The organism is Olsenella phocaeensis, assembly GCF_048189965.1.
GTDB lineage: Bacteria > Actinomycetota > Coriobacteriia > Coriobacteriales > Atopobiaceae > Olsenella_I > Olsenella_I phocaeensis.
This window is the reverse complement of record NZ_DBEZHV010000003.1, coordinates 1-24,600: the sequence shown is the minus strand read 5'-3', so window position 1 is coordinate 24,600 and position 24,600 is coordinate 1. Positions and strand designations below refer to the sequence as shown.

Below are 24,600 nucleotides of genomic sequence, written 5' to 3'. Positions count from 1 at the left end.
TTTCTGCAACGGCAGAAGTCAGGGGAGAGGAGCCGCCAACGAGTGCCGTGGCTCCTCTCCCCTGAGGGAATCTGTCGGGCCGTTGGCGCAGCTACAGGCCCTCGAGCTCGCTCAGCCAGAGGGCGGAGCTGGCGTCGCTGGGCATGCGCAGGTCGCCGCGGGGGCTCACCGCCACCGAGCCCACCTTGGGGCCGTCCGGCAGGCAGCTGCGCTTGAACTGCTGCGAGAAGAAGCGCCGGTAGAAGGTCTTGAGCCAACGCAGGATGGTCTGGTCGTCGTAGTCCTTGCCCAGGGCGTAGCGGGCGAGCCGAAACACCTTGCGCGGGCCAAAGCCACGCCTGAGCGCCTGGTAGAGGAAGAAGTCGTGCAGCTCGTAAGGACCCACCAGGTCCTCCGTGCGCTGCGCGATGCTGCCGTCCTTCTCGGCGGGAAGGAGCTCGGGCGAGACGGGCGTGTCCAGCACGTCCAGGAGCACGCGCCTCAGGGGCTCGGACTCCGTTGTGTCGGCCACGTGCCTCACGAGGTGGCGCACCAGCGTCTTGGGCACGCCGGCGTTGACGCCATACATGGACATGTGGTCGGCGTTGTAGGTGCACCAGCCCAGGGCGAGCTCGGAGAGGTCGCCCGTACCCACGACGATGCCCCCCACCTGGTTGGCGATGTCCATGATGACCTGGGTGCGCTCGCGGGCCTGGGCGTTCTCGTAGGTCACGTCGCGCAGGGCCTCGTCGTGTCCGATGTCGGCGAAGTGCTGGCGGACGGCAGGCACGATGCCCACCTCGCGCAGGGTCGCCCCCAGCGCCCTCGACAGCTCGAGCGAGTTGTCGTGCGTGCGGTCGGTGGTGCCGAAGCCGGGCATGGTCACGGCGACGATGCCGGATCGGTCGAGGCCCAGGAGGTCGAAGGCACGCGCCATCACGAGCAGCGCAAGCGTCGAGTCGAGGCCACCAGACACGCCGATCACCGCGGACTTGGCATGGATGTGCCCGAGGCGGCGGGCCAGGCCGTGCGACTGGATGGCCAGCACGTCCTCGCAGCGCTGCGCGCGCGTCTGGGACGCATCGGGCACGAAGGGGTGCGGGTCGACCCAACGCGTGAGGGGCGTCTCGGCGGGCTCGAGCGAGAAGCTCGAGCGGACGTAGCCCGCAGCCTCGGGCGAGGCGGCCGTGGCAAAGGTCGAGAGGCGACGACGCTCGCCCACGAGGAGTTCGAGGTCGATCTCGGACGTGGCCTGCCGCTCGCCGAAGGGCCTGCCCTCCGCAAGGAGGGAGCCGTTCTCGGCCACCATGTCGTGGGCGGAGAAGACCACGTCCTGCGTGGACTCGCCCCAGCCGGCGCTGCAGTAGACGTAGGCACAGGCCAGGCGCGCGCTCTGCCCCACCACGAGGGAGCGGCGGTAGTCCGCCTTGCCCACCACGGCGTTGGAGGCGGAGAGGTTGCAGATGACCGTGGCCCCCGCCATGGCGTGCGCGATGGAGGGCGGGTTGGCTACCCAGAGATCCTCGCAGACCTCGGCCGCGACCACGAGGTCGGGCAGGCTTTCGCAGCAGAAGAGCTGGCGCGCACCAAAGGGGACGCCAGACTGGCCGGCGAAGTCCACGAGCGTGACGTCGAGGGAACCTGCGACGAAGTGACGACCCTCGTAGAACTCGTTGTAGGTGGGGATGCTGAGCTTGGGCACGATGCCCAAGACATGGCCGCGCGCGACGGCGACCGCGCAGTTGTAGAGCTTGCCGGCGACGCTCACGGGGCAGCCCACGAAGACGAGGGCGTCCAGCGAGGCGGTCTCTTGGGCGAAGGAGGCGACGGCCCTCTCGGCCGCCTTGACGAGGGACTGCTGCCAGAAGAGGTCCTCGCAGGTGTAGCCCGTGACGCAGAGCTCGGGCAGGACCACCAAGCGCGCGCCCGAGCGCACGGCATCGGTCGTCTCGGCCACGCAGGCGCTCAGGTTGAAGTCGACGTCGGTCACGCGGACCTGGGGCGTGCGCGCCGCGACCTTGACGAATCCGTCTTGCATGGCAACCTCGCTTCTCTTGGCCTACCCGCAATCCTAGCAGCTCGAAGCTTGCGAGGCCGGGAGAGAGGGGCGGTCCGCCTCGGCGCTACGCCTCCCAGACCGCACGCCCACCCAGGTAGGTGGCCATGGGGCGCGCCCGCTGGAACTCCTCGGCGGAGACCTCGAGGAGGTCCGCATCCCAGACGACGAAGTCGGCGAGCATGCCAGGCGCGATGGCCCCCAGCTCACGCCCGCGGCCCACCGCCGCCGCAGACCCCGCCGAGTAGGCACGAAGCGCCGCCGCGCGGCCCACCGCATGCCGCGGGTACCAGCCGCCTGTGGGGAGGTGGGTGTCCGGCGCGCTGCGCTCGAAGGCGCACCAGAGCACGTCAAGGCTGTTGGGGGGCACCACGGGGGCGTCGGTGCCAAAGGCCATCGTCACGCCCTGGCGGGCGAACTCGTCGAAGGGCCACATGCGCTCGGCGCGCCACTCCCCCAGGTCTCGAGCGGGCTGGTCGACGTCGATCGTCACGTGCGGAGGCTGCACGGAGGCGACCACGCCGGCACGGACGAGGCGGGCGACGTCTTCGGGGTGGATGTCCTCGATGTGCTCCAGTGTGTTGGCGCCCTGGCTCGGCGTGCCGAAGAGGCACCTCGCCTCCTCGAAGATGCCCACGGCGGCGTGGACGGCCTCGTCGCCGATGGTATGGATGCGCACGGCATGCCCACGCCCGGCTGCGGCCAGCACCAGCTCGCGCATGCGTTCGGGCGCCACGGTGGGACGCCCCACGTCGCCGGCAAAGCGGGGGTTGGCATACTCGTCGCTCACCCAGGCAGTGTGCTGGCTGCTCACCCCGTCGAAGAACTGCTTGAAGCCGGGAGCGCGGAGCAGCGGACCTCGCCAGCGGGACTGCAGGCCCTCGAGAATCGACTGGTCGTCTCCCAGCGTGGGGAAGAGGTGCGCGCGCAGGCTGAGCTCGCCCGCCTGCAGCAGTGCCTCATAGACCTGCGGGTTGATGCCGTCGGCACCCGGCACCAAGGAGAGCGCCATGTCGCAGACGGAGGTGACGCCCATGGCGTTGAGCCTCCGGAAGTAGTCGCGGTAGATCTTGCGAAGCTCGCCCATGGAGAAGCTCCCCAGCACGCGGCCCACGTAGAGCATGCCCGCCGCTTCGCGGAGCACCCCCGTGAGCCTGCCATCGGCGTCGCGGTCGAAGGAACCTCCCGCGGGCGGCTCGGTTCCCTCGTCGATGCCCAAGGCGCGAAGGCCCGCCGAGTTGACCCAGAGGGTGTGGGCGTCGCCGGAGTACATGGCCACCGGGCGGTCGGGGAAGGCGGCGTCGAGCGACGCCTTGGTGGGGGGCACGGGCGAATCCCAGAAGGTCTCGCGCCAGCCGTGGCCCAAGAGCCAGCCGTCAGCCGACCTCGTCCTGGCGAACTCGATCATGTGAGAGACGCAGTCGGCCTCGCTCGTGCCGCGGTACTCGGTGGCGAGCGCGGAGGGGAAGAGCGCCGCGTGCAGGACGTGCTGGTGGGCGTCGTGGAAGCCGGGACAGACGAAGGCGTCGCCCAAGTCGAGGACGCGCGCGCCCGGACCGACAAGCTCGTCGGCCTGGTCGTAGTGGGCGACCTTCGTGATGTGGCCGTCCTCGACAGCGAACGAGAGAGGGTCGGCCTCATCCCCCAGCCCGTCGAAGACCCTTCGCGATGCGACGACCAGATCGGCTGCCATGGTCCTCTCCCCCAACCTCCCACGGGCCCGGGTCTGGGACTTGGCCACGGCCGCGGACGCACGATTTTCTCGCTCATTCTATAGTCCAGTGCGGGACATCATGGCCCGGCAAGGGACGTCGGGGCCCTCGCCGGGGTGTCCCGATCAGAGCAGCGCCTCGCGGATGAGCCCGATGAGGAAGCGTACGCCCTGCAGGTAGGCGCGTCGCGTGATGCGCTCGTCGGTGCCGTGAACGCCGCGCTCGACCTCCTCGTCATCCGCCACGAAGGGGGAGAATCGCAGGCACGAGTCACAAACGCGGTCGTACATCTGGGCATCCGACGCGCCAACGACGATGGCGGGAATCAGCTTGAGCGGCTCTTCCGACTCAGGCTCCCTGAAATAGCGGGCGGCGACGCGCTCGAGGAATCTGAAGCCCGGACCGTCCGAACGCGACACCTGCGACGGGCTGTTGCTCACCTCGGCGAGCAGCTCGACCTCAACAGGCAGGTCTGCCAGGAGCTCCCTCACCCGCGCCACGACCGCCGCGCAGGTCACCCCGGGAAGCATGCGGAAGTTGACGACAGCGCTCATGTCCTGCGGGAGCACGTTTGCCTGCTTGGACCCGCCCTCGATCATGGTGGGCGCCACCGTGGTGGTGACGAGGGGGAAGAGCTCGCGCGAGCCGAGGAACAGCCGGGCGATGGCATCGGCGTTGCGGTCGATTGCGTCCCGCGTGCCCTCCCCCTCACCTGACCTCACCAGAGAGGCGAGCGGCTCCTGGCTCACCCAGGGTGCCACGGCCTCGAGCGTCCTGCGGCTCAGCTCCGTCAGCTCGACGGGCCAAGGGTCCCTGGCCACGCGGGCGATCGCCTCGCCAAGCGTGGCCAGGGAGCTGCCCCCGAAGGGGTTCGATGAGTGGCCGCCGTGGCTCCTCACCGTAAGGCGCAGGTCGGCGTAGCCCTTCTCGGCGAGGCTGACCCTCATGCCGTGGTGGCCTGGGGCCCCGTAGAGCCCGGTGTCCACGATGCGGTAGTCGCCCTCGTCCACCAGCCATGCCAGGCGAATCCCACGCCCGGCGAGCAGCGCGCCCATGCGCCGGGCTCCAGACTGCAGGGTCTCCTCGTCCTGCCCGAGGGCGACGAGGAGCGTGCGGCGAAGCGCCCAACCATGCGAGAGCACGTACTCGATCGCCTCAAAGTACCCCACGACCTGGTCGGTCATGTCCAGCGCGCCGCGTCCCCACACGTACTCCCCATCCACGTGCCCCGAGAACGCGCCATGCGTCCAGTCGCCTTCCGTGCCGGGGACCACGGGAACCACGTCGACGTGACCCATGAACAGGACCGGGTCGAGCGAGGGGTCGCTTCCCGGAAGCGTGAGCAGGAGGGAGTGGTCAACGCGCTCGGCTGTCGCCGCGGCGAAGGTCAGGGGAAAGGAGGCGTGCAGATGGCCCTCGAGACGGTCGAACGCCGACCAGTCGGTCAGCTCCCGGGATGGGCCGTCCACCGTGGGTATGGCGAGCGCGTCACCGAGCCTGCGGCAGGCGGCGTCGCCGTCGAGGTCGGGGTAGTCGTCCTCGTGCGCGAAGTAGCGCCAGACCTCGGCCACGCCCTACTCCCCCGCCTTCGGCCCGTCGAGGTAGCGCGCGAGGAACTCGCGCGTGCGCGGCAGCTCTGGGGAGGAGAACATCTTCCCGGGGTCCCCGGACTCGGCGATGACGCCCTGGTCCATGAACACGACCTTGTCCGAGACGTTCTTGGCGAACTCCATCTCGTGGGTCACAACGACCATGGTCATCCCCTGGGCGGCCAGGTCGCGCATGACGGAGAGCACCTCTCCCACGATCTCGGGGTCGAGGGCAGAGGTGGGCTCATCGAACAGCATGAGGTCGGGCTTCATGCAGAGGGCGCGGGCAATGGCAACGCGCTGCTTCTGCCCGCCCGAGAGGGACGTGACGGCGGCATGCGCGAAGCCCGCGAGCCCAACGGACTCGAGGTTGCGCATCGCCTCGGCCTCGGCCTCCTCCCTGCCCATCTTGCCGAGCGTGACGGGAGCGAGGGTGCAGTTCTGGAGCACGTCCATGTTGTTGAAGAGGTTGAAGCCCTGGAAGACCATGCCAATCTTCTCGCGCAGGCGATTCACGTCCACGTGCCGGGAGGCAAGGTCCTCTCCATGGAACCAGACGTAGCCCGCGTCGGGCGTCTCGAGGAGGTTGATGCAGCGCAGCAGGGTTGACTTGCCGGAACCGGAGGCCCCGATGATCGTCACGACCTCGCCGAGCATGACCTGGAAGTCGATGTCCCTCAGCACGACGTTGCTGCCAAACGACTTGCGCAGCCCCTCGACGCGGATGATTGGGTCCATGGGGCCCTCCTCCCTCTTTGCCATCATCGGAGTCACGACCTCTTGCTCGCGGAAGCCCATGTCCTACCTGCCTCCCATGTCGTTCTTCTCGGCGGGGTGCCTCGGGGAGAGCCTGACGCGGCTGGGGTCTGCCATGCCGCCGGCGGTGCCGTGCGTCGAGGTCATGTCCGACGTGGAGAGCACCGGCCCGGGGCTCTGCACCTCGAGGTGCCGCGCGAACATCGAGAGCAGCTTGGAGGCGACCATGGTGAGGACGAGGTAGCAGACCGCGGCGATGGCGTACACCTCGAGCTGGCGATAGTAGATGCCAGCCACCGTGGTCGTCGCGAACATCAGGTCGAAGACGCCGATGACCGAGAGGACGGAGGAGTCCTTGATGTTGACGACGAGCTCGTTGGACAGGGCGGGGATCGCGTTCTTTATGCCCTGGGGGAAGACGACCTTAGTCATCGCCTGCCACTGCGAGAGGCCCAGCGAGCGTGCGGCCTCGGCCTGGCCCACATCGACCGCCTCGATGCCGCCGCGCAGGACCTCCATCATGTAAGCGGTGGAGTTGAGCGAGATGGTCGTGAGGCCGGCGACGAAGGTGCTCCAGATCGCGCCGATCTGGGACGTGCTCATGCCGGTCCCGCGCAGGATGGCGAAGCCAGCGAAGTAGATCAGCAGGGACTGGACCATCATCGGGGTCCCGCGCACCACGGCGGAGTAGGCCTTGGCGAAGGTGGTGCCCACGACCTTGAGGAAGCGGACGAGGTCGTTGTCGGGGCGGTCAACCGTCTGTATGCGCAGGAAGACCAGGAGTATGGCGAGGAAGAAGGCGATGACCGTGCCGAAGGTGGCGAGCCCAATGGTGGTGGCGATGCCCTTCGCGAAGACGTCGCGGCCCTCGTAGAGCATGTAGATGGCTCCGCCCAGAAAGTCCGTCGGGTTCGAATCAGACGAGATGGCTGCCGACACCGCCGAGCATAGCCCCATCACGGCGCGGTCGACGAAGAGCACGGCAAAGATGGCCACGACTGCATACGAGAGGTACCTCTCCGCTCGCTTGGCGCCGGGACGCACGAACGGGGAGACCCGCATGTAGTCGCGCCACCTGGCGAGCTTGTTGGCGAGCGCGACGAGCGAGAGCGCGACCCACGCCACCAGGGCGTAGTACAGGACGACTTCCACCGCGTAGGCGCCCCTGAGGAAGCTCCAGGGGGAGCGGGGCTGCATCGAAAGCCAGATGCCCGCAAGCGCGAGGACGCTCGTACCCAGGAATACGTATCGGTGGTCTGATGTCACGAAGCTGGCTAGGCGTCCGTGCGACCTTGGCGCGTCTGGCGCGCCAGCCTCGGCAGGCGATGTTTCGGCGGGTCTGGTAAGGCCCTCCCGGTCTGTGCCCATGAGCACAACCTCCTAGGAATTAATGGGGAGAGGAGCGGCGACGCACCTCGTCGCCCGACATGCGGGAGACGAGGTGCGCGTTCCGGGTTGGGAACGACTTGGCGTGGTTGGGAACAGCCTGGTGCGCTGCCCGGACTACGCCGGCTGGCGCTCGACGCAGGCGTCGAAGACGGACTGGCGCTCGTCGGTGGAGACGGTCGCGAGGGCGTCGTTGATCTTGGCGAGGACTGCGTCCTGACCCTTCGCGATGCCGGCGTTGGCAGGAACGGTCTCCGTGAAGCCCTTGCCCTCGGCGAACTGGACGGCGACCAGTCCGGGGTTGGCGCGGAGGAAGCCATCGGTGTTCTCGGTGTTGAAGGTGATGGCGTCGCAGGTGCCCTGGTTGAGCTGCGAGATCTGGGAGGGCACGGAGTCGACCGGCGTGAGGTGGTTGACGCCGGGGATGTCGTCGATCACGTCGTCGAGCATGGTGTCCTTCTGGCCCAGGACGGCGGCACCCGAGAAGTCCTCGAGGCTAGTGGCGCTCGCGTACTGCGAGTCGCTCTTCACCAGAAGGCCAAAGCCACCCTCGAAGTAGGGGTCGGAGAAGTCGATGGCCTGGCGACGCTCTTCGGTGGCGCTCATGCCAGCCATGATGATGTCGATCTGGCCGTTGTTGAGGGCGTCGATGAGGCCGGTGAAGCTCATCTTCACGGCGACCGGCTCCATACCGAGCGCGTTGGCGACCACCTTTGCCATCTGAACGTCGTAGCCGTCAGCGTACGCGCCGCTCACGTTCTGGATGGGAATGGTGTGGTCGCTCGCCTCGGACACCTGCCAATTGTAGGGGGCGTACGCCGCCTCCATGCCGATGCGCAGGGTCTTGCCATCGCCAAGGGTGCCATCGTTCGAGGCAGAGGCAGAGGATGCGGAGCTGTTGTCTGTGGTAGAGCTCTGGGCTGCGGGGCCGCAGGCAGTGAGGACGGCCATTCCGGCGATGCTCAGGGCGCTGATGCCCGAGAGCTTGAGGAAGTCACGACGCGAGACGTGCTGGCGCTTCTCGTCTTGGGTGGCGTTTGTGATGGCTGTGCGAGAGTCGGTAGTCATGGCGGTTCCTCTTTCTTCCTGACTGTCTGTTAAGACCCCTTCCGCGAGCGCAACCGGAGGGGACCCATTCCCCTCCCCCTTGCAACTTAATGCGAGAAAGTTACGTCGCTAGGCATAAGCTACGCCCCTCGGACGCGCGTGACGCAAACTTCGTGGGATATGAAACATCCAGGTAACGCGCGTGATTCTCACCTGCCACAGAGCGACGGCGCGCGGCACTGGCGCGGCTGCATGTGGCGAGGCGCCTCTGTCGCAGCGGCGCTACGGAGCTGGCGGCGCGGTGCGGCCCCCTCCAGCACAGCAGCGGCCCCAGGCTTCGCAACCCCCGGCGCGGCAGCGGTCCCAGGCTTCGCAGCTCCTGACGCGGAAGCTCCTCAGCGCGGCAACGGCAGCTCCTCCGAGTTGTATGCGGATTCCGCACACAACTCAAAATCGGCCCAATACTTCTACCTGCGGAAACGTATTCTCCTGAAAATCTATATCAAATAGTGAAGAGAAAAACCGCACACAAATTTGGAAACTAGCTTTCAGGGTGACGCGGGGATGCCACAATGAGAGTTTGCAGCGGGCACGGGGGAGTCTCGCAGCGGGCACGGGAGTCTCGCAGCGGGCACGGGAGTCTCGCGGCAGACGTCCGGGCGACGACGCAGCAACTCCAGAGCCCAGACCCCCTAGTACACGAGCCGGCCAGGAGAGCGAAGGAAGTCAAAGAGGCGCCTGCGGGCAAAGACGAGCGCCTCGTCCTCACATGCCAGGTCCTCTCCCAGATGTCCCGCAAGCCGACGCATCTGTCGGGCAAAGCTCTCGTAGCTGCCAAAGTGCAGGTTGGTGAAGGTGAGCACCGTGTAGCCAGCCGCGGAGAGGCCATCCGACCGGTCCCTGTCCAGACTCGGCTTCAGGCCCCCGCCATGCCACTGGTCGCTGTCGTATTCCACGACCACCCGCGCGTCCGGGAAGAGAAGGTCCGGGTACCGCCGGACCCCACCCACCAACGCCGCAAGCTCGCCCCCGAAGCTCAGCTCCCTGTTCATCTCGAAGCGTCCCAGCCCGTAGCCCCCGTCGCGTACGGGCAGGCAGAACGCCATGGCCAGGTCCGTCTCGCGCGGGGAGGCGCTGCCCTCGTGCACCATCCCCAGGTCCTCGAGAGCCCTCGCCGCGCAGCGGCGGCAGGTCGAGCGTTCCAGGTAGCCCCTCAGCCGGTCGAGCGACGTGGCCGGCGTCAGACCACTCGCGAAACCGTTGGGAGAGGCAGGATCCAGCGCGTAGCTCCCCACGAGCTCGTGGGCCAGCGCGATTCGACGCAGCCCAGAGAGCTCGGGCGCAAGCAAAAGGTAGGTAAGCTCTGGGCTGGGCAGGTAGATGCCGTCGGCGACCATCCTGAGCGAGCCCGGAGGGAGCGCGCCGGCAAGGAGGTGGTGCCTGACGTTCCTCAGGCCGCTTATCGCAGCGCGGTCGCCCACGAGCAGGTCAAGACGGACGTCCCCGGACGTCGGGTCGACGAGCGCTACCTCCAGGTCGGCGCAACCCACGCGCGAGGAGACGGCAGGGGGAGAGAGGCTGATTCCGCAATCGACGAGCTGCCGCTTGCGGCAGACGCAGCCGTCGAGACGGCCCAGACGGGCGACGGGAGGCGTAACACCACGTATCCGCAGCCGCCTCCAGAGGCGCAGCGCCGTCCAATGTCCAAGAAACAGTTTCATAGTAGATAATCACCTCTCCCCATAACCCCTCCATTGGGAGACATGATATTGGCCGGTATCTCGCAATTCTCATCTTCACGGGAATTCGACTGCAGGCAGCTGCACGCAAGCAATGTGCAGACATGCGCTTTTTGGGTCGCCAGCCACCCGATACGGCAGCATTCAATCGCGCAATCGTCTGCCACGCGAGTTGTATGCGGATTCCGCATACAACTAAAAAACAATACAGGTCATCTACCTGCGGAAATCTAAACAGCTGAAAATTTAAATCAATTAATAAATCAAAAAATAGCAAACAACTTTATTAACTTCTTTTTTAGCGAGAGGAGCTGGCGATACGAGCAACGAGCGGCCGGCAGACGACGCGGTTCACAAGGCGGTCGGCAGACGGAGCGGGCCCCAAGGCGACAGGCGAGCGGTGCGGGGTCACGAGGTGCCAGCGAGACGCGAGCGACAGGCAGCACGAGGTCGTGGGGTGCCGGCGCGACCCGGCGCTCCGTCAGCACCGGGCCGCGAGCCGACGGGAGTGCCAGCCCCTCCTACTCGCCGACCTTCAGCCGTACGACTTCGAAGAGCTCGAAACCTAGCCTCGGGAGCGCCAACCCCTCCTACTTGCCGGCCTTCTTAGGCGGCCAGCCCTCGCCGACGACGGGCGCCAGTTCGGACGACCAGCAGCCCAGCTTGGCGTTGGGATCCGCATCCAAGGTGAGGTCGGCCGTAACGCCGGCCTTCCAGTTGCGCAGCGCGGCCACGGCGATCATTGCGCCGTTGTCCCCGCACACCACCATGGGCGGCACGGTCACGCGCACGCCACGCCGCGGGAGCTTCTTGCGGTACTCGGCCCTGAGCGCGGGGTTCGCCGCCACGCCACCACCCACGCAGAAGTCGCTGACGCCCGTCTCGCCCACCGCCGTGATGGCCTTCGACACCTGCACGTCGATGACCGCAGCCTCGAATGACGCCGCCAGGTCGGGCAGGTTGATGGGACGACCCGCCTTGTTCTCCCCCTCGATGTAGGTGATGACCGCCGTCTTGAGGCCACTCAGCGAGAAGCGGTAGTCGTGGCTGTGCATCATGGCGCGCGGGAAGTGGATGGCCTTCTTGTTGCCCTGCGCCCCGAGCTTCGAGATCACGGGGCCGCCGGGATAGCCCAGACCCAGTGCCTTGGCGACCTTGTCGAAGGCCTCTCCCACGGCGTCGTCGATCGTGGCTCCCAGGAGCTGGTAGTCTCCCCAGCCTCGCACGTGGACCAGCATGGTGTTGCCACCCGAGACCAGGCTAGCCACGAAGGGGGGCTGCAGGTCCGGGGTCTCGAAGAGGTTCGCCAGGAGGTGCCCCTCGAGGTGGTTCACCGGCGTGAGGGGCAGCCCCGCGGCGGCGCAGAGGCCCTTCGCGAAGGCGACCCCCACGACGAGGGCCCCCACCAGGCCGGGTCCGGCCGTGACGCCCACGCAGGCGAGGTCGGACGGTGCCAGCGTGTCGCAGCCGAAGTGCGCGCCCGCCTGAGCCATGACCTCCTCGAAGACGCCGACGACGGCCTCGACGTGCTTGCGGCTCGCTATCTCGGGCACCACGCCGCCAAAGCGGGCGTGGAAGTCGACGGAGGTCGCCACCACGTTGGCGCAGACCACGCCGTTGGAGTCGATGACGGCCATGGCCGTCTCGTCGCAGGACGACTCGATGGCCAGCACCAGGTCGCCCGCCTTGGCCAGCGCGTCGCGGGAGGCGACGTTGCGCTCGCCAGGCACGATGGGCCAGGGTCGGATGGAGGCGCTGGGCTGGGGTTGGTCCGCCACGAGCGACGCGTCCGCCCCAAGGGGCAGCTCGGCGCGCATCAGAAGCGCGTCGGCACCGGGGCCGTAGTAGCCCCGGCGGCGACCCGCCTCGACGAAGCCGAGACGCGCGTACAGCTCGCGGGCAGCGGCGTTGTCCTCCGCCACCTCCAGCGTCATGGCAGTGGCGTTGAGCGTCTGTCCGTCATAGGCAACGCGGCCCAGCAGCCTGGACGCGATTCCCTCGCGGCGGCGCCCCTCGGCCACCACGACCTCCAGCAGCTCGAAGTCGGACCCCGCGAGGCTCGCCCCTGCGAACCCCACGAGCTCGCCCTGGTCGTGAGCCACCCACCAGCTGCGCTGGGGGGCGAAGAGCTCCTCGTAGAACATCTGGCGCGTCCAGGCGCTGTGGTCGCTCCCCTCGTAGGCAGCGTCCTCGAGCGCGGCGACGGCGTCGAGGTCGTTCACGGACATGGGTCGCAGCTGCAGGTGCCGGCCGGCCAGCGCGTCGGCGGTGCCGGTCACCCTCACGCTGGCGGGGGCCGCCAACCCCAGGCGCTTGCGCTCGTTCTCCTCCGCGTCAGAGAGTCGCGTGTACACGGGCAGCACCAGGGCCGGGTCCCCGTCTCCCACGGCCGGCACCCAGTCGGGCGAGAGGAACGACCTCAGGAGGCCCGAGGCGCTGGGGTGCCAGAGCGCCTCGTCGGCGACCCGCGCAAGCCCCGCCGCCTCGAAGCGCGCGCGATACTTCTTGAGCCCGTCGCCCGCAAGAAGCAGCTCGCCCGCGTCCGACCGAGCGGCGAGCTCGGACACGGCAACATCTGTGGCACAGACGCGCTCCACGTCGAAGCGGCGGTGCGCACCGGACTCGTCCAACCGGTACACGCCGGGATACAGCTCCCCGCGCATGGCGTCGCCCAGCACCGCCAGCATGCCGCGGACGCCAGACTCCCACACGCCCCAGGCGACGGCGTCGAGGGTAGAGGCCCCGTGCAGGGGAATCCCGCACCCGCAAGCCAGGCCCTTCGCGGTGGCGATACCAATGCGCACGCCGGTGAACGAGCCGGGGCCGCGGCCCACCAGCACGGAAGTGACGTCGCCCATGGAGAGTCCGGCACGCGCCAGCACGTCGAGCGCCGTCGTGGTGAGCTCGACGTTGGCGCGACGGCGGCAAAGGTGGTCGCCAGAGGCGAGGAGCTCCATCGAACCATCGGCAGCGACGCGCGCGACTGCGCAGGCCAGCATGTCGGTGGAGCTGTCGAGGGCAAGCACGATCTGGGAGCTGGGGTCACCCTGGGCCATGGGACATCACCCGCAATCCGTCGGCCGCGCACGCCGCGGTCGGCTCTTGGCTTTTGCAAAACGCGCACAGTGTAGCGCTACGAGGGAGCGGGCGCAGACACAGGCCACGCCAGCCGCCGTCGGCACATGCGCGGGCAAGCCCACCGCACCGCGGCAAGGGCTCCGTCCGGCCTAGGCCTCCTGGGTCCTCTCGTCCGCATGGGCGTCCACGGCAGCGTCGAGCGCACGGACCAGCTCCCGCCCGCGCCCGTCGTGCGCCACGAAGCGGATGGAGCGCCTCGGCTCCTCCCCCGCCCGGGCCTCGTCGTCCCTGCGCGAGAGGAACACGTCCACGCGCTCCGGGCCGATCTGCCCCAGGAACTGTTCGCCCCACTCGATGAGGCAGGGCCCGTCAACGCCCATGGCGTCGTAGAGGCCGATGTCCTCGAGCTGGTCGGGGTCGTCCAGGCGGTAGAGGTCGAAGTGATAGAGCGGCATGCGTCCCCCGCCATAGACCATCTCGATGGTGAAGGTGGGGCTGGTCACGTCGTCCTTGATTCCCAGGCCGGAGGCGACCCCCTTGGTGAGCTGGGTCTTCCCCGCGCCGAGGTCGCCCGTCAGGACGAGGACGTCGGTGGGTTCGAGCAGGGCGCCCAGCAGTTCGCCCAGAGCGATGGTCTCTTCCTGCGAGGCGGAGTCGAACTCGCCCTCCCCCACGCGCCTGCAGGGCCTACTCATGCGCGGCCTCCTCGACCGGGTGCTCGCGCAGCCACTCGCCCACCATGCGCAGGTCGTTCTCGAGCAGGGGCTGCCAGTCGGAATGATAGATGCAGGCAGCGGGATGGAAGGTGGGCATCACCACGAAGTGGCCCGTCTGGTGGAAGCGGCCACGCAGCTTGGTCACGCCCAGCTCGGTCCTCAGCACCCATTGCGAGGCGAAGTTGCCCAGGCAGACGATGACGTCGGGCCAGACGGAGCGCACCTGCTCGCGCAGGAAGGGCGAGCAGGCCGCGATCTCTTCCGGACGCGGGTTGCGGTTCGAGGGCGGGCGGCACTTCACCACGTTGGCGATGTAGATCTGGTCGCGGGTGAGGCCGGCGAGCGAGAGGAGCGCGTCGAGCTTCTTGCCGGCGGCACCCACGAAGGGCTCGCCCTGCAGGTCCTCGTTCCTTCCGGGCCCCTCGCCGATGAACATGACGCGGGCGCGGGGGTTGCCCACGCCAAACACGAGCTTGTTGCGCGTCTCTCCCAGGGGGCAGAGGTGGCAGTCGCCCAGGGTGGCACGGACCTCCTCGAGGGTCACCTCGCGGGGACGCTGGTTCTGGTGTCCTGGAATCTGAAGCATGGCATCGCCTTCCTAGACGAACACTTTTTCGAGGCGCATGCCAAAGTCGCAGGTTACCTCGTAGTTGATGGTCCCACGGCGTCGGGCCATCTCGTCCGCCGTGATCTCCTCGTCGCCGTCGACGCCCATGACCGTGACCAGGTCGCCGCGCTCCACGGGCTCGACAGGCCGGTATGCGCGCGCGTCGTTGACGTCCACGGCGAACATGAACTGGTCCATGCAGATGCGACCCACCTGGCGGGCACGCTGCCCGCGCACCAGGACGTCCATGTTGTTGGAGAGACTGCGAGAGAGGCCGTCCGCATACCCGATGGGCACCGTGGCGATCTGGATGCTGGGCTTGGGCACGCGGTAGGTGAGCCCATAGCCCACGCCCTCGCCCACGGCGGGACGCGCCACGCGGGTCACGCGGGCGCGCACGCTCATGGCGGGGACGAGCTGGATGCGGGGGACCGTGGTGTCTGCGGGGTGCAGGCCATAGAGGCCGATGCCCACACGGCACATGTCGTTGTGGAGCTCGGGATGGAGGACCGTCCCCGGCGTGTTGTCGCAGTGCACCAGACCGCAGTCCAGGCCGGCGTCGCGCAGCGCGCCCACCGTGTCCATGAAGCGCGTGCTCTGCTGGCGGAAGTCCCAGTCGCCCACCACGTCGGCGGTGGCAAAGTGGGTGAAGGTGCCCGCGCACTCGATGCCGCGGTGGAAGTCGATCATGCGGCGGAACTCCACCGCATCCTCCGGCATCACGCCGATGCGGCTCATGCCGGTGTCTATCGCCAGGTGGTACTTGCCGACCTTGTCCAGCGCCACGGCACGCTCGCCATAGGCGAGCGCGAAGTCCATGTCGTACACCGAGGGCATGATGTCGTACTCGAGAAGCACGTCGATGCTCTGGAGCGGCGACTCGTTGAGCATGAGGACGGGCCACTCGATGCCGGCCTTCCTGAGCTCGACGCCCTCGTCCACCGTGGCCACGGCGAACTGGCTCGCGCCCGAGGCGTGCATGGCGCGGGCGCACTCGACCGCCCCATGCCCATAGGCGTCCGCCTTCACGGCGCACATCATCTGGACGCCCGGGCGCAGGAGCGCCTTGAAGGCCCGCGTGTTCTTGCGCACGGCGTTGAGGTCGACCTCCACCCAGGCCGCGCGCGTCTGTGGTTCCCTGCTCACTGCCATCTTCGCGACTCCTTTTGAGGCTAGTTCTTCTCGCCCATGCCCGTGACCGCCGCGTTGACCTGGTCGAGGAGGGCGTCCTCCGCCAGGCCAATCGCGTCGATGAGGTCGTGGGCCATGACGGCGTTGGCCCCCACGCGCTGCGCCGCGATGGAGCCGGCGTAGCCGTGGACCTCGCAAGCGTAGGCGGCGAGCACGGGGAGGTCGTCGGCCTCCACGTTGGAGCGGGCCAGGTAGGCGGCAATTATGCCGCCCAGGACGTCACCGGAGCCCGCCGTCGCCAGCGCAGCGGGACCGGGCTTGGGCAGGAAGGCGGCGTCCACGCTCACGCAGGCGGTCGCGGACCCCTTCGAGACCACGCAGAGCTCGCTGCCCCCGTCGGACCACACGATGCGACGGGCAGCCTCCATTGCGGCGGTGAGGCTCGCGGGAGGGGTGTCCTGCAGGCCAACCAGGCGTCCCAGCTCCCCGCGGTGCGGGGTGAGCACCAGGGGGCTGTCCCTGCGCAGGAGCTCGGGGAAGTCGTCGAGCGCGTTGGAGGTCAGGCGAGAGATGCAGTTCAGGCCGTCCGCGTCGACCACCAGGGGGACGGGAGTGCCCAGGAGGGCGGACACGACCCCGACGGTGCCCGAGCTCACGCGCATGCCCGGGCCGACGACGGTAGCCGTGCGCTTCGCGGCGAGCTCCGCCACCGCCTCGGCAGCCTTTGCCGAGAAGGTCCCGTCCGCCTCGCAGGGCAGCGCGATGACCGGGATCTCGAGCATCTGGGACTGGACGACGGGCGCGATGGCCGCGGGTACGGCGAGGGTGACGTAGCCCGCACCGGCACGGGCAGCAGCCAGGGCCGCCATCATGGGGGCACCGGGGAAGCGAGAGGAGCCTCCCACCACGAGCACCGAGCCGCGACGGAACTTGTCGTCGGTGCTCGAGGACGGGCGCAGGACGGAGTCGTAGTCGTCCAGGTCGGCCCTCCAGGCAACGGGATCTGCCTCGAGGACCAGACGCTCCGTCTGCTCGGCCAGGGGCGCCACCACGATGGCGCCGCAGGCGTCACGTCCGTCGTCCGAAAGCAGGCCCGGCTTGAGGGCGAGCATAGTCACAGTGAGGTCGGCCGCCACGCAGGCGTCCTCGGCAAGGCCCGTCTGGGCCGAAAGGCCGCTGGGCACGTCGACCGAGACCACCTGGACGTCGCTGCCGTTGAGGCAGTCAATCCAGATGTCGAAGGGTGCGCGAGGGACGCCGCGGAACCCCGTGCCCAGCATGGCGTCGATGGCCACGTCGGCGTCCGAGAGGAGCCCCTCGAGCAGCTCGCGCGGGGGAGCAACCACGATGGACACGCCCGCGACCTGCGCGCTCTTTGCCACCACGCGGGCGAGGTCGCCCTTGATCTGGTCGGGCTCGACGGGAGTCACCGCATAGACCTCGACTCCCTTGGAGAGCAGCTCCTCGGCGGCGACCCAGCCGTCGCCCCCGTTGTTGCCCAAGCCGCAGAGCACGACCGCGCCCTGCGGATGCGCCAGGCGCAGCGCCTCGTTGGCGGCGGCGGTGCCGGCGCGGTGCATGAGCTCGGATATGCTCACGCCCACGTTGGTGAGCCCCGCCTCGACCCTCTTGATGTCCTCGATGTTGAGCACGGGCTGCATGTCAGCCTCCTATCGCGATGCCGGGGAGCGTTGGCGAGCCCGCGGCCTCCCCGGCAGCTTCCGTCTGCACGTCCACCTCATCCGTCACGTCGCCCGACTCCCCTGGCCCTGGGCCCGCAGGCTCGGAGAGGGGCAGCTCTCCCCCGCCGCCCTGGAGGAGCTCGAGCTCGTCGATGACCGACCGTGCCGCTTTGAACGAGGCCTGCATCTGCTTGGCGGCATCGGGCCCCTCGTCAGCGCGGGGGCGTACCGCATCGCTCACCGCGACGGCGTTTGCGGTGGCGATCTCCCTGGTGAGCGAGAGCGAGAGCGCAATCTCGCTCACCCCCTGCTCGCGGGCCAGGGCGAGCGCCGTCCCCGCGAGCCTCGCCTGGGTCCTGCCCGCGGAGTCCAGCTCCACCTCGACGTCGTGCAGTCCCAGGAAGGGGCCGGAGTCCGTCACGCCCAGGGCGCGGGCCACCGCCCCGCGCGCCGCGAAGCGGGCGGCGAGGTGTCCGACGGGGCGGGACGTCGCGGCGCAGTGCGACCGCTCGTCCTCGGAGAACACCCTTCCCGCGAAGGAGGGATGCCTCTCGAGCGCACGCTCCATGCGCGCGACCTCGAGCATGGAGAAGCCCACTCCCGCCGACGCCATGGCTACTCCACCGTGACCGACTTGGCCAGGTTGCGCGGCTTGTCCACGTCGCAGCCGCGCGCGCGGGCGACATAGCGGGCCAGAAGCTGGAGGTGGACGATGGCGACGATGGGCACGAGCTTCTCCTCGGGGACCTCGGGAATCCAGAGCGTGTCCTCGCAGAGGGCGCCCACGGCCTCGTCGCCGTCGGTGGCCACGGCGACGCAGGTGGCGCCGCGGGCCATGACCTCCTGGATGTTGGACACGGTCTTGTCGTGCACGTGGTCGGCGGGGACGATCGCCACCACGGGGAAGCCTGGCTCGAGCAGGGCGATGGGCCCGTGCTTCATCTCGCCGGCGGGGTAGGCCTCGGCGTGGAGGTAGCTGACCTCCTTGAGCTTGAGCGCTCCCTCGTAGGCGGTCGTGGCGTTGACCCCGCGCCCCAGGAAGAGGGCGGAGGCGGCCCGACGGAAGTGCCGGGCGGCGCACTTGTCCTGCCAGCGGCGCGCGATGACCTCGCGCACGAGGTCCGGCAGGGCCTCGAGGTTGTCGAAGTGCCGACGCACCTCGTCGAGGTCCATGGACCCGTTGGCGAGCGCGAGCCTCAGGGCGAGGAGCGCCGCCGCGACCATCTGCGCCGTGTAGGCCTTGGTCGAGCAGACGCAGATCTCTGGCCCGGCCTGCACGTAGAGGGTCCCGTCGCTCTCGCGCGCGGCGCTGGACCCCAGGACGTTGGTGATCGCGAAGACCTTGCAGCCCAAGGCCCTCATGCGGCGGGCGGCGGTGAGGGTGTCGGCCGTCTCCCCCGACTGGGTGATGACCACGCAGAGCGTGCGGTCGCTCACGAGCGGGTCCTTGTAGTTGAGCTCCGAGGCGTACTCGCAGAAGACGGGGACGTGCGCCCAGTCCTCGATCATGCTCCGGGCGATGAGCCCCACGTGGTAGGAGGTGCCGCAGGCGACGACGTACACGCGGTCTATGCCTGCGAGCTCCTCGGAGGTCATGCTGAGCTCGTCGAGCTCGATGCCGTGCTCGCCCAGGCGGCCCTTGAGGAGGCGCTCGATGGCCTCGGGCTGCTCGCTTATCTCCTTTGCCATGAAGTCGGCGTGTCCGCCCAAGGTGGCGGCGGAGGCGTCCCAGTCGATCCTGAGCGTGCTGGGATGGGCCACCAGCTCGCCCTCGTCGTCGAAGACCTCGACCGTCCCGTCCGCGCGCAGGAGGGCGAACTGGTCATCCTCGAGCTGGATGACGTCGGATGACACGGGCGAGAGGGGCATCACGTCCGACGCCGCGTAGGCGCCGTCTTCCGTCGAGGCGAGCACGAGCGGCGAGCCCTTGCGGGCCACGACCAGCTGGCCGGGGACGTCGGAGCACTCCACGACCAGGGCCCAAGAGCCCTGGAGGCGGCGGCACGCGTAGCGCACGGCGCGCAGCAAATCACCCTTGGCGGGGCCCTTCCAGGCGTCCTCCACCAGGTGCGCCACGACCTCGGAGTCGGTGTCGCTCGCAAACTGGTGGCCCGCAAGCCTGAGCTGGGAGCGAAGCTCGCGGAAGTTCTCGATGATGCCGTTGTGGACGATGGCGATGCGCCCGTCGCAGTCGAGGTGCGGATGGGCGTTGCGGTCGGTGGGGGCACCGTGGGTCGCCCAACGCGTGTGGGCGATGCCGGTGGTGCCCGTGAGGTTGGCCGTCCTACAGCGCTCGACCAGAGTGGCCACGCGCCCGGCGCACTTCACGCCATGGAGCTCGCCGTCGGACGCCATCACGTCGATGCCGGCGGAATCGTAGCCACGGTACTCGAGGGCGGCAAGACCCGAGAGAAGGAACTCGGCAGCCTGCCTTCGTCCCGTGTAGCCGACGATTCCGCACATGTGACACCTCCGATTGCGTTGCGTTTCCGTGCTGTCTGGCCATTCTACCAGCACGTAGGACAAGCCCCTCTCGCATGGGCAAAGTCAGGCGAGAGGGGCATGGGCCACGAGCCCGTCGGGCGGTCCCCGTGGCGCTTTGTCGGCCTAGGCCTTGAAGGGCTCCAGGGCCTTGAGCACGATGTCGTCCGCCTGGCGGCAGAGGGCGTCCTCCGGCGCCTCGGCAAGCACGCGCACCAGGGGCTCGGTGCCGCTTGCGCGCACGAGCACGCGACCGTTGCCCTCCAGGAAGCGCTCGGCCTCGGCCACCGCGGCCTTGACCTCGGGCGAGCCCATGGCGGCCTCCTTGTCGCTCACGCGCACGTTGACCAGGAGCTGTGGGTACAGCTTGACCGGCGCGCAGAGGACGGAGAGCCTCTCTCGCTCGGCGCGGATGACCTCCATCACGCGCAGGCTGGTCATGATGCCGTCGCCCGTGCGCTCGATGTCACCGAAGATGATGTGGCCGCTCTGCTCGCCGCCCAGCGAGTAGCCGTTCTGGCGCATGCAGGCATAGACGTTCTTGTCGCCCACGGCCGTGGTCTCGTACTGGAGGTTCGCCTCGTCGAAGGCGCGGAAGAGGCCGAAGTTGCTCATGACGGTGGGCACCACGGTGCCGCCCGCGAGGCGCCCGTGCTTGTGCAGGTACTTGCCGCAGACGTAGAGGATGAGGTCGCCGTCCACGACGCGTCCCCTCTCGTCCACCGCGATGCAGCGGTCCGCGTCCCCGTCGTAGGCGAAGCCCACGTCCAGCCCCTGCTCCACGACGTGGCGCTGCAGACGCTCGATGTGGGTGCTCCCGCAGTCGACGTTGATGTTGAAGCCGTTGGGGGCGTTGTTGATCACGCGGACGTCGGCGCCCAGCGCGTCGAACACGGGCTTGGCCACCGAGCTCGCGGCGCCGTTGGCGCAGTCCAGGCCCACCTTGACGCCCTGGAGCGAGAAGTTGGCGCTGGCGATGAGGTGGGCGATGTAGCGGTTGCGGCCCTGCATGTAGTCGACGGTGCAGCCGATGGCCTCGCCCGTGGCGAGGGGGAGCTCGAGTTCGCCGTCGATGTAGCGCTCGACCTCCTCGAGGACGTCCTCGTCCATCTTGTAGCCCTCGGAGTTGACGAGCTTGATGCCGTTGTCGGTGAAGGGGTTGTGCGAGGCGGTAATCATGACGCCGCAGTCGAACTGGCCGTCCACGGTCTCGTAGCTGACGCCGGGCGTGGGGATGACGTGCAGCATGTAGGCGTCGGCGCCCGAGGCGACCAGGCCCGACACCAGAGCGCTCTCGAACATGTAGCTGGAGCGGCGGGTGTCCTTGCCAATGACGATGCGCGCCTTGCGAGCCTGGCGAGCCCCGTAGTACCAGCCGACGAAGCGGCCGATCTTGTAGGCGTGCTCGACGTTGAGGCCCTCGTTCGCGCGGCCGCGGAAGCCGTCGGTGCCAAAGTACTTCATCTACTCTCCCCTGCTCATGGACCCCGTACGGCGATGCCGCCGGTGCTGCCACGGAAGATACAAGAAGAATGGTAGCAGCATGCCGTCGTGCGATTGTGCACAGCGGGTGGTGCCGCCCGATTGCTCAGGCAGCGCCCCCGACGGACGAGAGGATCTCGCGCGCCTCGTCCTCCGAGAGGTCGACGCGGTGGAACAGGCCGTAGAACTCGCGCGTCTCGCCCACCAGGTCGAGGTCGGCCGTGCGCTCCGGGTACAGCAGGCGCAGGACGAGCAGGCATCCCAGCAGCCTCACGACCGAGGGCGGGCGGCCGAACCACGCGAAGGGCGACTGGGGGAGCCTGTGGACCGCCCCCCTGCGCACGCACGGGACGTTCTGCCAGTCGGGGTCCGCGCAGATCCGGCCGTAGAGGTCAGCGCCCTCCTCGTTGGACATGCTGAACTCGCTGACCAGCACCGCGTCGGGGTCCCAGGAGATGACCTGCTCCAGGTTGACCGTGGGCATCCCCATCCCCCGCCCCGCCGTCCCCGGCATGTCCGCCACGTTGGCGACCCCGATCAGCTCGAGCGCGTCGGTCACGTGCATGCTCCCCACCGGGTCCGTGGTGAGGCCGTCCATCCCCTGGGCCAGGTAGATGGACTTGCGCTCGGACTCGGGAACCGCGTCCGCGCAGGCGCGTATGTACGCGAGCCTGTCCTCGCAGTAGGCCGCCAGCTCCTCGGCGCGCGCCTCCCTTCCCAGGAGCCCGCCCACGTACCTGTACATCTGCGCGCACGACCTGATGTCGTAGTCCACGAGCAGCGTGGGCACGCCCGTCTCGTCGGCGACCGCGTCGGTCATCTCGCGGCCCGCGTCGTCGGCGGTCCAGTGGCAGAGGATGACCTGCGGCCCCTGGCGGAGGATCTCCTCGGGGTTGGGGGTGGCTCCCGCGCCCATCCACACCCCGAGGGGCGGGAGGTCGAGGTAGCGCTCGGGTATGTACCTGCGGTTGTCCCCCACCGGAAGGAAGTTCCAACCCACGAGGCAGTCGGGGTCGAGGAGGTACAGGTCCACGGTCCCTATGGGATTGCTGCAGAACACGCGGTCCACCTCCATGGGCACGCGGACCTCGCGCCCGCCCATGTCGGTCACGCCGCGCGTGGGGCCGCCGGGCAGCGAGCAGCCGGCAAGGGACGCCGGCAGCAGGCAGGACGCCGCCGTGCAGGCGGCGAGGCGCACCGCGCCCAGGACGAGCTCGCGCCGGCCGAGGGACGACCCCCATGGCGCGCGGGACCCTGCCGCACCGCCCCTCCCGGCCGCCCGCTCTCCTCCTGCTCCCATGGTCATGCCCTCCCCCTCCTCGAGACCAGATACACGAACAGCGGCGCCCCGATGAGCGATGTCAGGATGGAGAGGGGTATCTCCGTCGTGTACACGCTCCTGCACACGTCGTCCACCACCACAAGGAAGCTCGCCCCCAGCAGCGCCGACGCCGGGACGAGGACGCGGTGGTCGGGACCGACCAGGAACCGCGACATGTGGGGCACGATGAGGCCCACCCAGCCCACCATGCCCGCGACCGAGACCGCCGCTGAGGTCATCAGCGTCGCCGCGAGGACGACGGCGAGCCTCGTGCGCCTCACGTCCACGCCCATGGCGGCCGCCTCGTCGTCCCCCATGGTCATCACGTCCAGGTGCCACCTGAGCGCGAACAGGGCCGTCCCGCCCACCAGGAGGGGGACGAGGACCCATGGGACGCTCTGGACGCGGACGCCGGAGAGGCCCCCCATGAGCCAGAACGTGATCTCGGGCAGCTGGGAGTTGGGGTCCGCGACGAACTTCACGGCGGACGTGAGGGCCGTGAACAGGCTCTGCACGACCATGCCGCACAGCACGAGCACCAGCGTCCTGCCCGCCCCCTGCGAGGCGCCCCTGGAGATGAGGTACGCGAACGCCACCGCGGCGACGCCGAGGAGAAACGATGTCAGCCGCACGCCCAGCGGGCCAAACGAGAGCAGGATCCCCAGCGCGGCGCCGAACCCCGCCCCCGCCGAGGCCCCGAGGATGTCCGGCGAGACCATGGGGGTCCGGAAGAGCCCCTGGTACGCGCAGCCCGACATGGCGAGCATGGCCCCCACGCAGGCGGCCGTGACGACGCGCGGAAGGCGGAGGCGCACGAGGACGTTCGCCGCCGTGGGGTCGAGGTCCCGCAGGAGGAGGGAGGGCGAGGCCAGCTCGACCGCCCCGTAGCGCCCCAGGGCCATCGAGGCGACGAGGAGGACGGGCAGCAGAGCCACCAGGACGGCGATCGCGACCGCCGCACGGCCGGGACGGCGGCGCGGGACGGCCCCGCGCGCGCTCACAGGAGCCCCCCGCCAGAGGGGTCTACGTCCCGCCCCTCCACCACCTCGACGCCCAGCGACCTCCCGTCCGTGGCGGCGGGCATGCTCACCTCGACGCGCGTGCCGCACGCATGGGCGCAGAGGGTCCCGGCCGCGTCGGCGTTGATGGTGTCGGCCAGCCGCAGGGCGCAGGTCCGAGGCGTGTCGCGCAGGAACTCGTGGTTGTGCATCATCACCATGGGCACGCCATCGCCGAAGCTGAACCAGGTGCAGCACCGCAGCTGGGCGGGGCTCTCCACGTCGAACGACACGGTGGCGGGCGTGCCCGCCTCGGCGCTGGCGGGCACGGACTCGACGTCGCCCACCCGCACGCCCGACGGGGCCGTGAACGAGACGCGGCCGGGAATGACGGCACTCGACGGCCCTCCGGTGGCACGCACGTGGGGCAGGCCGCCGTCCTCCGAGCGCGCCGCAACGGACACGAGCCCCCCATAGAGCGCGAAGTACACCGACGGCCTCGACCCGTCCGCCGCAGGGGTGGGGGCCAGCCGCACGACCAGCGTCCTGCCGTCCGCCCACGCCCGCGCCTGGACGGCGCGGGGGTTGGCCTCCCTGCCGTCCACGAGGACGTCGAGGTCCGCGACGGCGTCGCCGACGACCTCGACGTCCCCGTCGAAGCCGAGGCGGACCTCCACGTACTGGGAGGACTCCGTGAGCTCGCTTCCCGCCGCGACGTCCGCAGACACGCAGCGCGGGGAGCCGGCGTCCACCTGCGGGCGTGCCGCGCAGCCGGGAAGGCACGAGGCCACGAGGGCCCCGGCGAGGGCGAGGGCCGTCGCGAGGCCCGCGAGCCGCGAC

Annotated in this window: 18 protein-coding genes; all 18 read right to left on the bottom strand. The window is 69.1% G+C overall.

Going from position 1 to position 24,600, the window contains the following annotated elements; genetic code table 11:
- Positions 1-91: 91 nt before the first annotated feature.
- Positions 92-2,017, bottom strand: a complete 1,926-nt coding sequence (locus ACMPH2_RS00425; RefSeq protein ID WP_303132930.1) for an NAD(+) synthase — start codon at positions 2,015-2,017, stop codon at positions 92-94.
- Positions 2,018-2,102: 85 nt separating this feature from the next.
- A complete protein-coding gene (locus ACMPH2_RS00420) occupies positions 2,103-3,728 on the bottom strand; it encodes an amidohydrolase (protein WP_417118326.1) in 1,626 nt (541 codons plus the stop codon).
- Positions 3,729-3,872: 144 nt separating this feature from the next.
- Complete coding sequence (locus ACMPH2_RS00415) at positions 3,873-5,318, bottom strand: M20/M25/M40 family metallo-hydrolase (RefSeq protein ID WP_417118325.1); 1,446 nt, start codon at positions 5,316-5,318, stop codon at positions 3,873-3,875.
- Positions 5,319-5,321: 3 nt separating this feature from the next.
- Positions 5,322-6,074 carry an amino acid ABC transporter ATP-binding protein gene (locus tag ACMPH2_RS00410; protein ID WP_417118324.1) on the bottom strand — a complete coding sequence of 251 codons (753 nt, stop codon included), beginning with the start codon at positions 6,072-6,074 and terminating at the stop codon, positions 5,322-5,324.
- A 63-nt stretch (positions 6,075-6,137) separates the two neighbouring features.
- Complete coding sequence (locus tag ACMPH2_RS00405; protein WP_303132937.1) at positions 6,138-7,460, bottom strand: amino acid ABC transporter permease; 1,323 nt, start codon at positions 7,458-7,460, stop codon at positions 6,138-6,140.
- Between the two features lie 135 nt (positions 7,461-7,595).
- Positions 7,596-8,546, bottom strand: a complete 951-nt coding sequence (locus tag ACMPH2_RS00400) for a transporter substrate-binding domain-containing protein (RefSeq protein WP_303132939.1) — start codon at positions 8,544-8,546, stop codon at positions 7,596-7,598.
- Positions 8,547-9,217: 671 nt separating this feature from the next.
- Positions 9,218-10,246: a PDDEXK family nuclease gene (locus tag ACMPH2_RS00395; RefSeq protein ID WP_303132941.1), complete on the bottom strand. Its 1,029-nt coding sequence runs from the start codon at positions 10,244-10,246 to the stop codon at positions 9,218-9,220.
- Between the two features lie 608 nt (positions 10,247-10,854).
- Positions 10,855-13,320, bottom strand: coding sequence for a tRNA (adenosine(37)-N6)-threonylcarbamoyltransferase complex transferase subunit TsaD (tsaD, locus tag ACMPH2_RS00390; protein ID WP_303132943.1), 2,466 nt, complete (start codon positions 13,318-13,320; stop codon positions 10,855-10,857).
- Positions 13,321-13,491: 171 nt separating this feature from the next.
- Positions 13,492-14,037, bottom strand: a complete 546-nt coding sequence (tsaE, locus tag ACMPH2_RS00385) for a tRNA (adenosine(37)-N6)-threonylcarbamoyltransferase complex ATPase subunit type 1 TsaE (RefSeq protein ID WP_303132944.1) — start codon at positions 14,035-14,037, stop codon at positions 13,492-13,494.
- The gene (locus ACMPH2_RS00380) at positions 14,030-14,644 is read right to left on the bottom strand and encodes a uracil-DNA glycosylase (protein ID WP_062529376.1); all 615 of its coding nucleotides are present in this window, start codon (positions 14,642-14,644) and stop codon (positions 14,030-14,032) included. The genes tsaE and ACMPH2_RS00380 overlap by 8 nt, the downstream gene beginning before the upstream one ends.
- Before the next feature lie 12 nt (positions 14,645-14,656).
- Complete coding sequence (gene alr, locus ACMPH2_RS00375) at positions 14,657-15,817, bottom strand: alanine racemase (protein WP_303132948.1); 1,161 nt, start codon at positions 15,815-15,817, stop codon at positions 14,657-14,659.
- Between the two features lie 20 nt (positions 15,818-15,837).
- Positions 15,838-17,457 (bottom strand): NAD(P)H-hydrate dehydratase, encoded by a 1,620-nt coding sequence (locus ACMPH2_RS00370; protein ID WP_417118323.1) that lies wholly within the window; start codon positions 17,455-17,457, stop codon positions 15,838-15,840.
- 1 nt (position 17,458) lies between these two features.
- Positions 17,459-18,091, bottom strand: coding sequence for a holo-ACP synthase (locus ACMPH2_RS00365; protein WP_303132951.1), 633 nt, complete (start codon positions 18,089-18,091; stop codon positions 17,459-17,461).
- Between the two features lie 2 nt (positions 18,092-18,093).
- Entirely contained in the window at positions 18,094-19,941 is a 1,848-nt protein-coding gene (gene glmS / locus ACMPH2_RS00360; RefSeq protein ID WP_417118322.1) for a glutamine--fructose-6-phosphate transaminase (isomerizing), read from the bottom strand.
- A 144-nt stretch (positions 19,942-20,085) separates the two neighbouring features.
- On the bottom strand, positions 20,086-21,423 hold the full coding sequence (glmM, locus tag ACMPH2_RS00355) for a phosphoglucosamine mutase (protein WP_417118321.1): 1,338 nt from the start codon (positions 21,421-21,423) through the stop codon (positions 20,086-20,088).
- 124 nt (positions 21,424-21,547) lie between these two features.
- Positions 21,548-22,741: an ABC transporter substrate-binding protein gene (locus tag ACMPH2_RS00350; RefSeq protein WP_417118320.1), complete on the bottom strand. Its 1,194-nt coding sequence runs from the start codon at positions 22,739-22,741 to the stop codon at positions 21,548-21,550.
- A 2-nt stretch (positions 22,742-22,743) separates the two neighbouring features.
- The gene (locus ACMPH2_RS00345) at positions 22,744-23,763 is read right to left on the bottom strand and encodes a FecCD family ABC transporter permease (RefSeq protein WP_417118319.1); all 1,020 of its coding nucleotides are present in this window, start codon (positions 23,761-23,763) and stop codon (positions 22,744-22,746) included.
- Positions 23,760-24,600 (bottom strand): hypothetical protein (locus ACMPH2_RS00340; protein WP_417118318.1); only part of this gene is annotated, 841 nt, incomplete at its 5' end. The genes ACMPH2_RS00340 and ACMPH2_RS00345, both read right to left, overlap by 4 nt.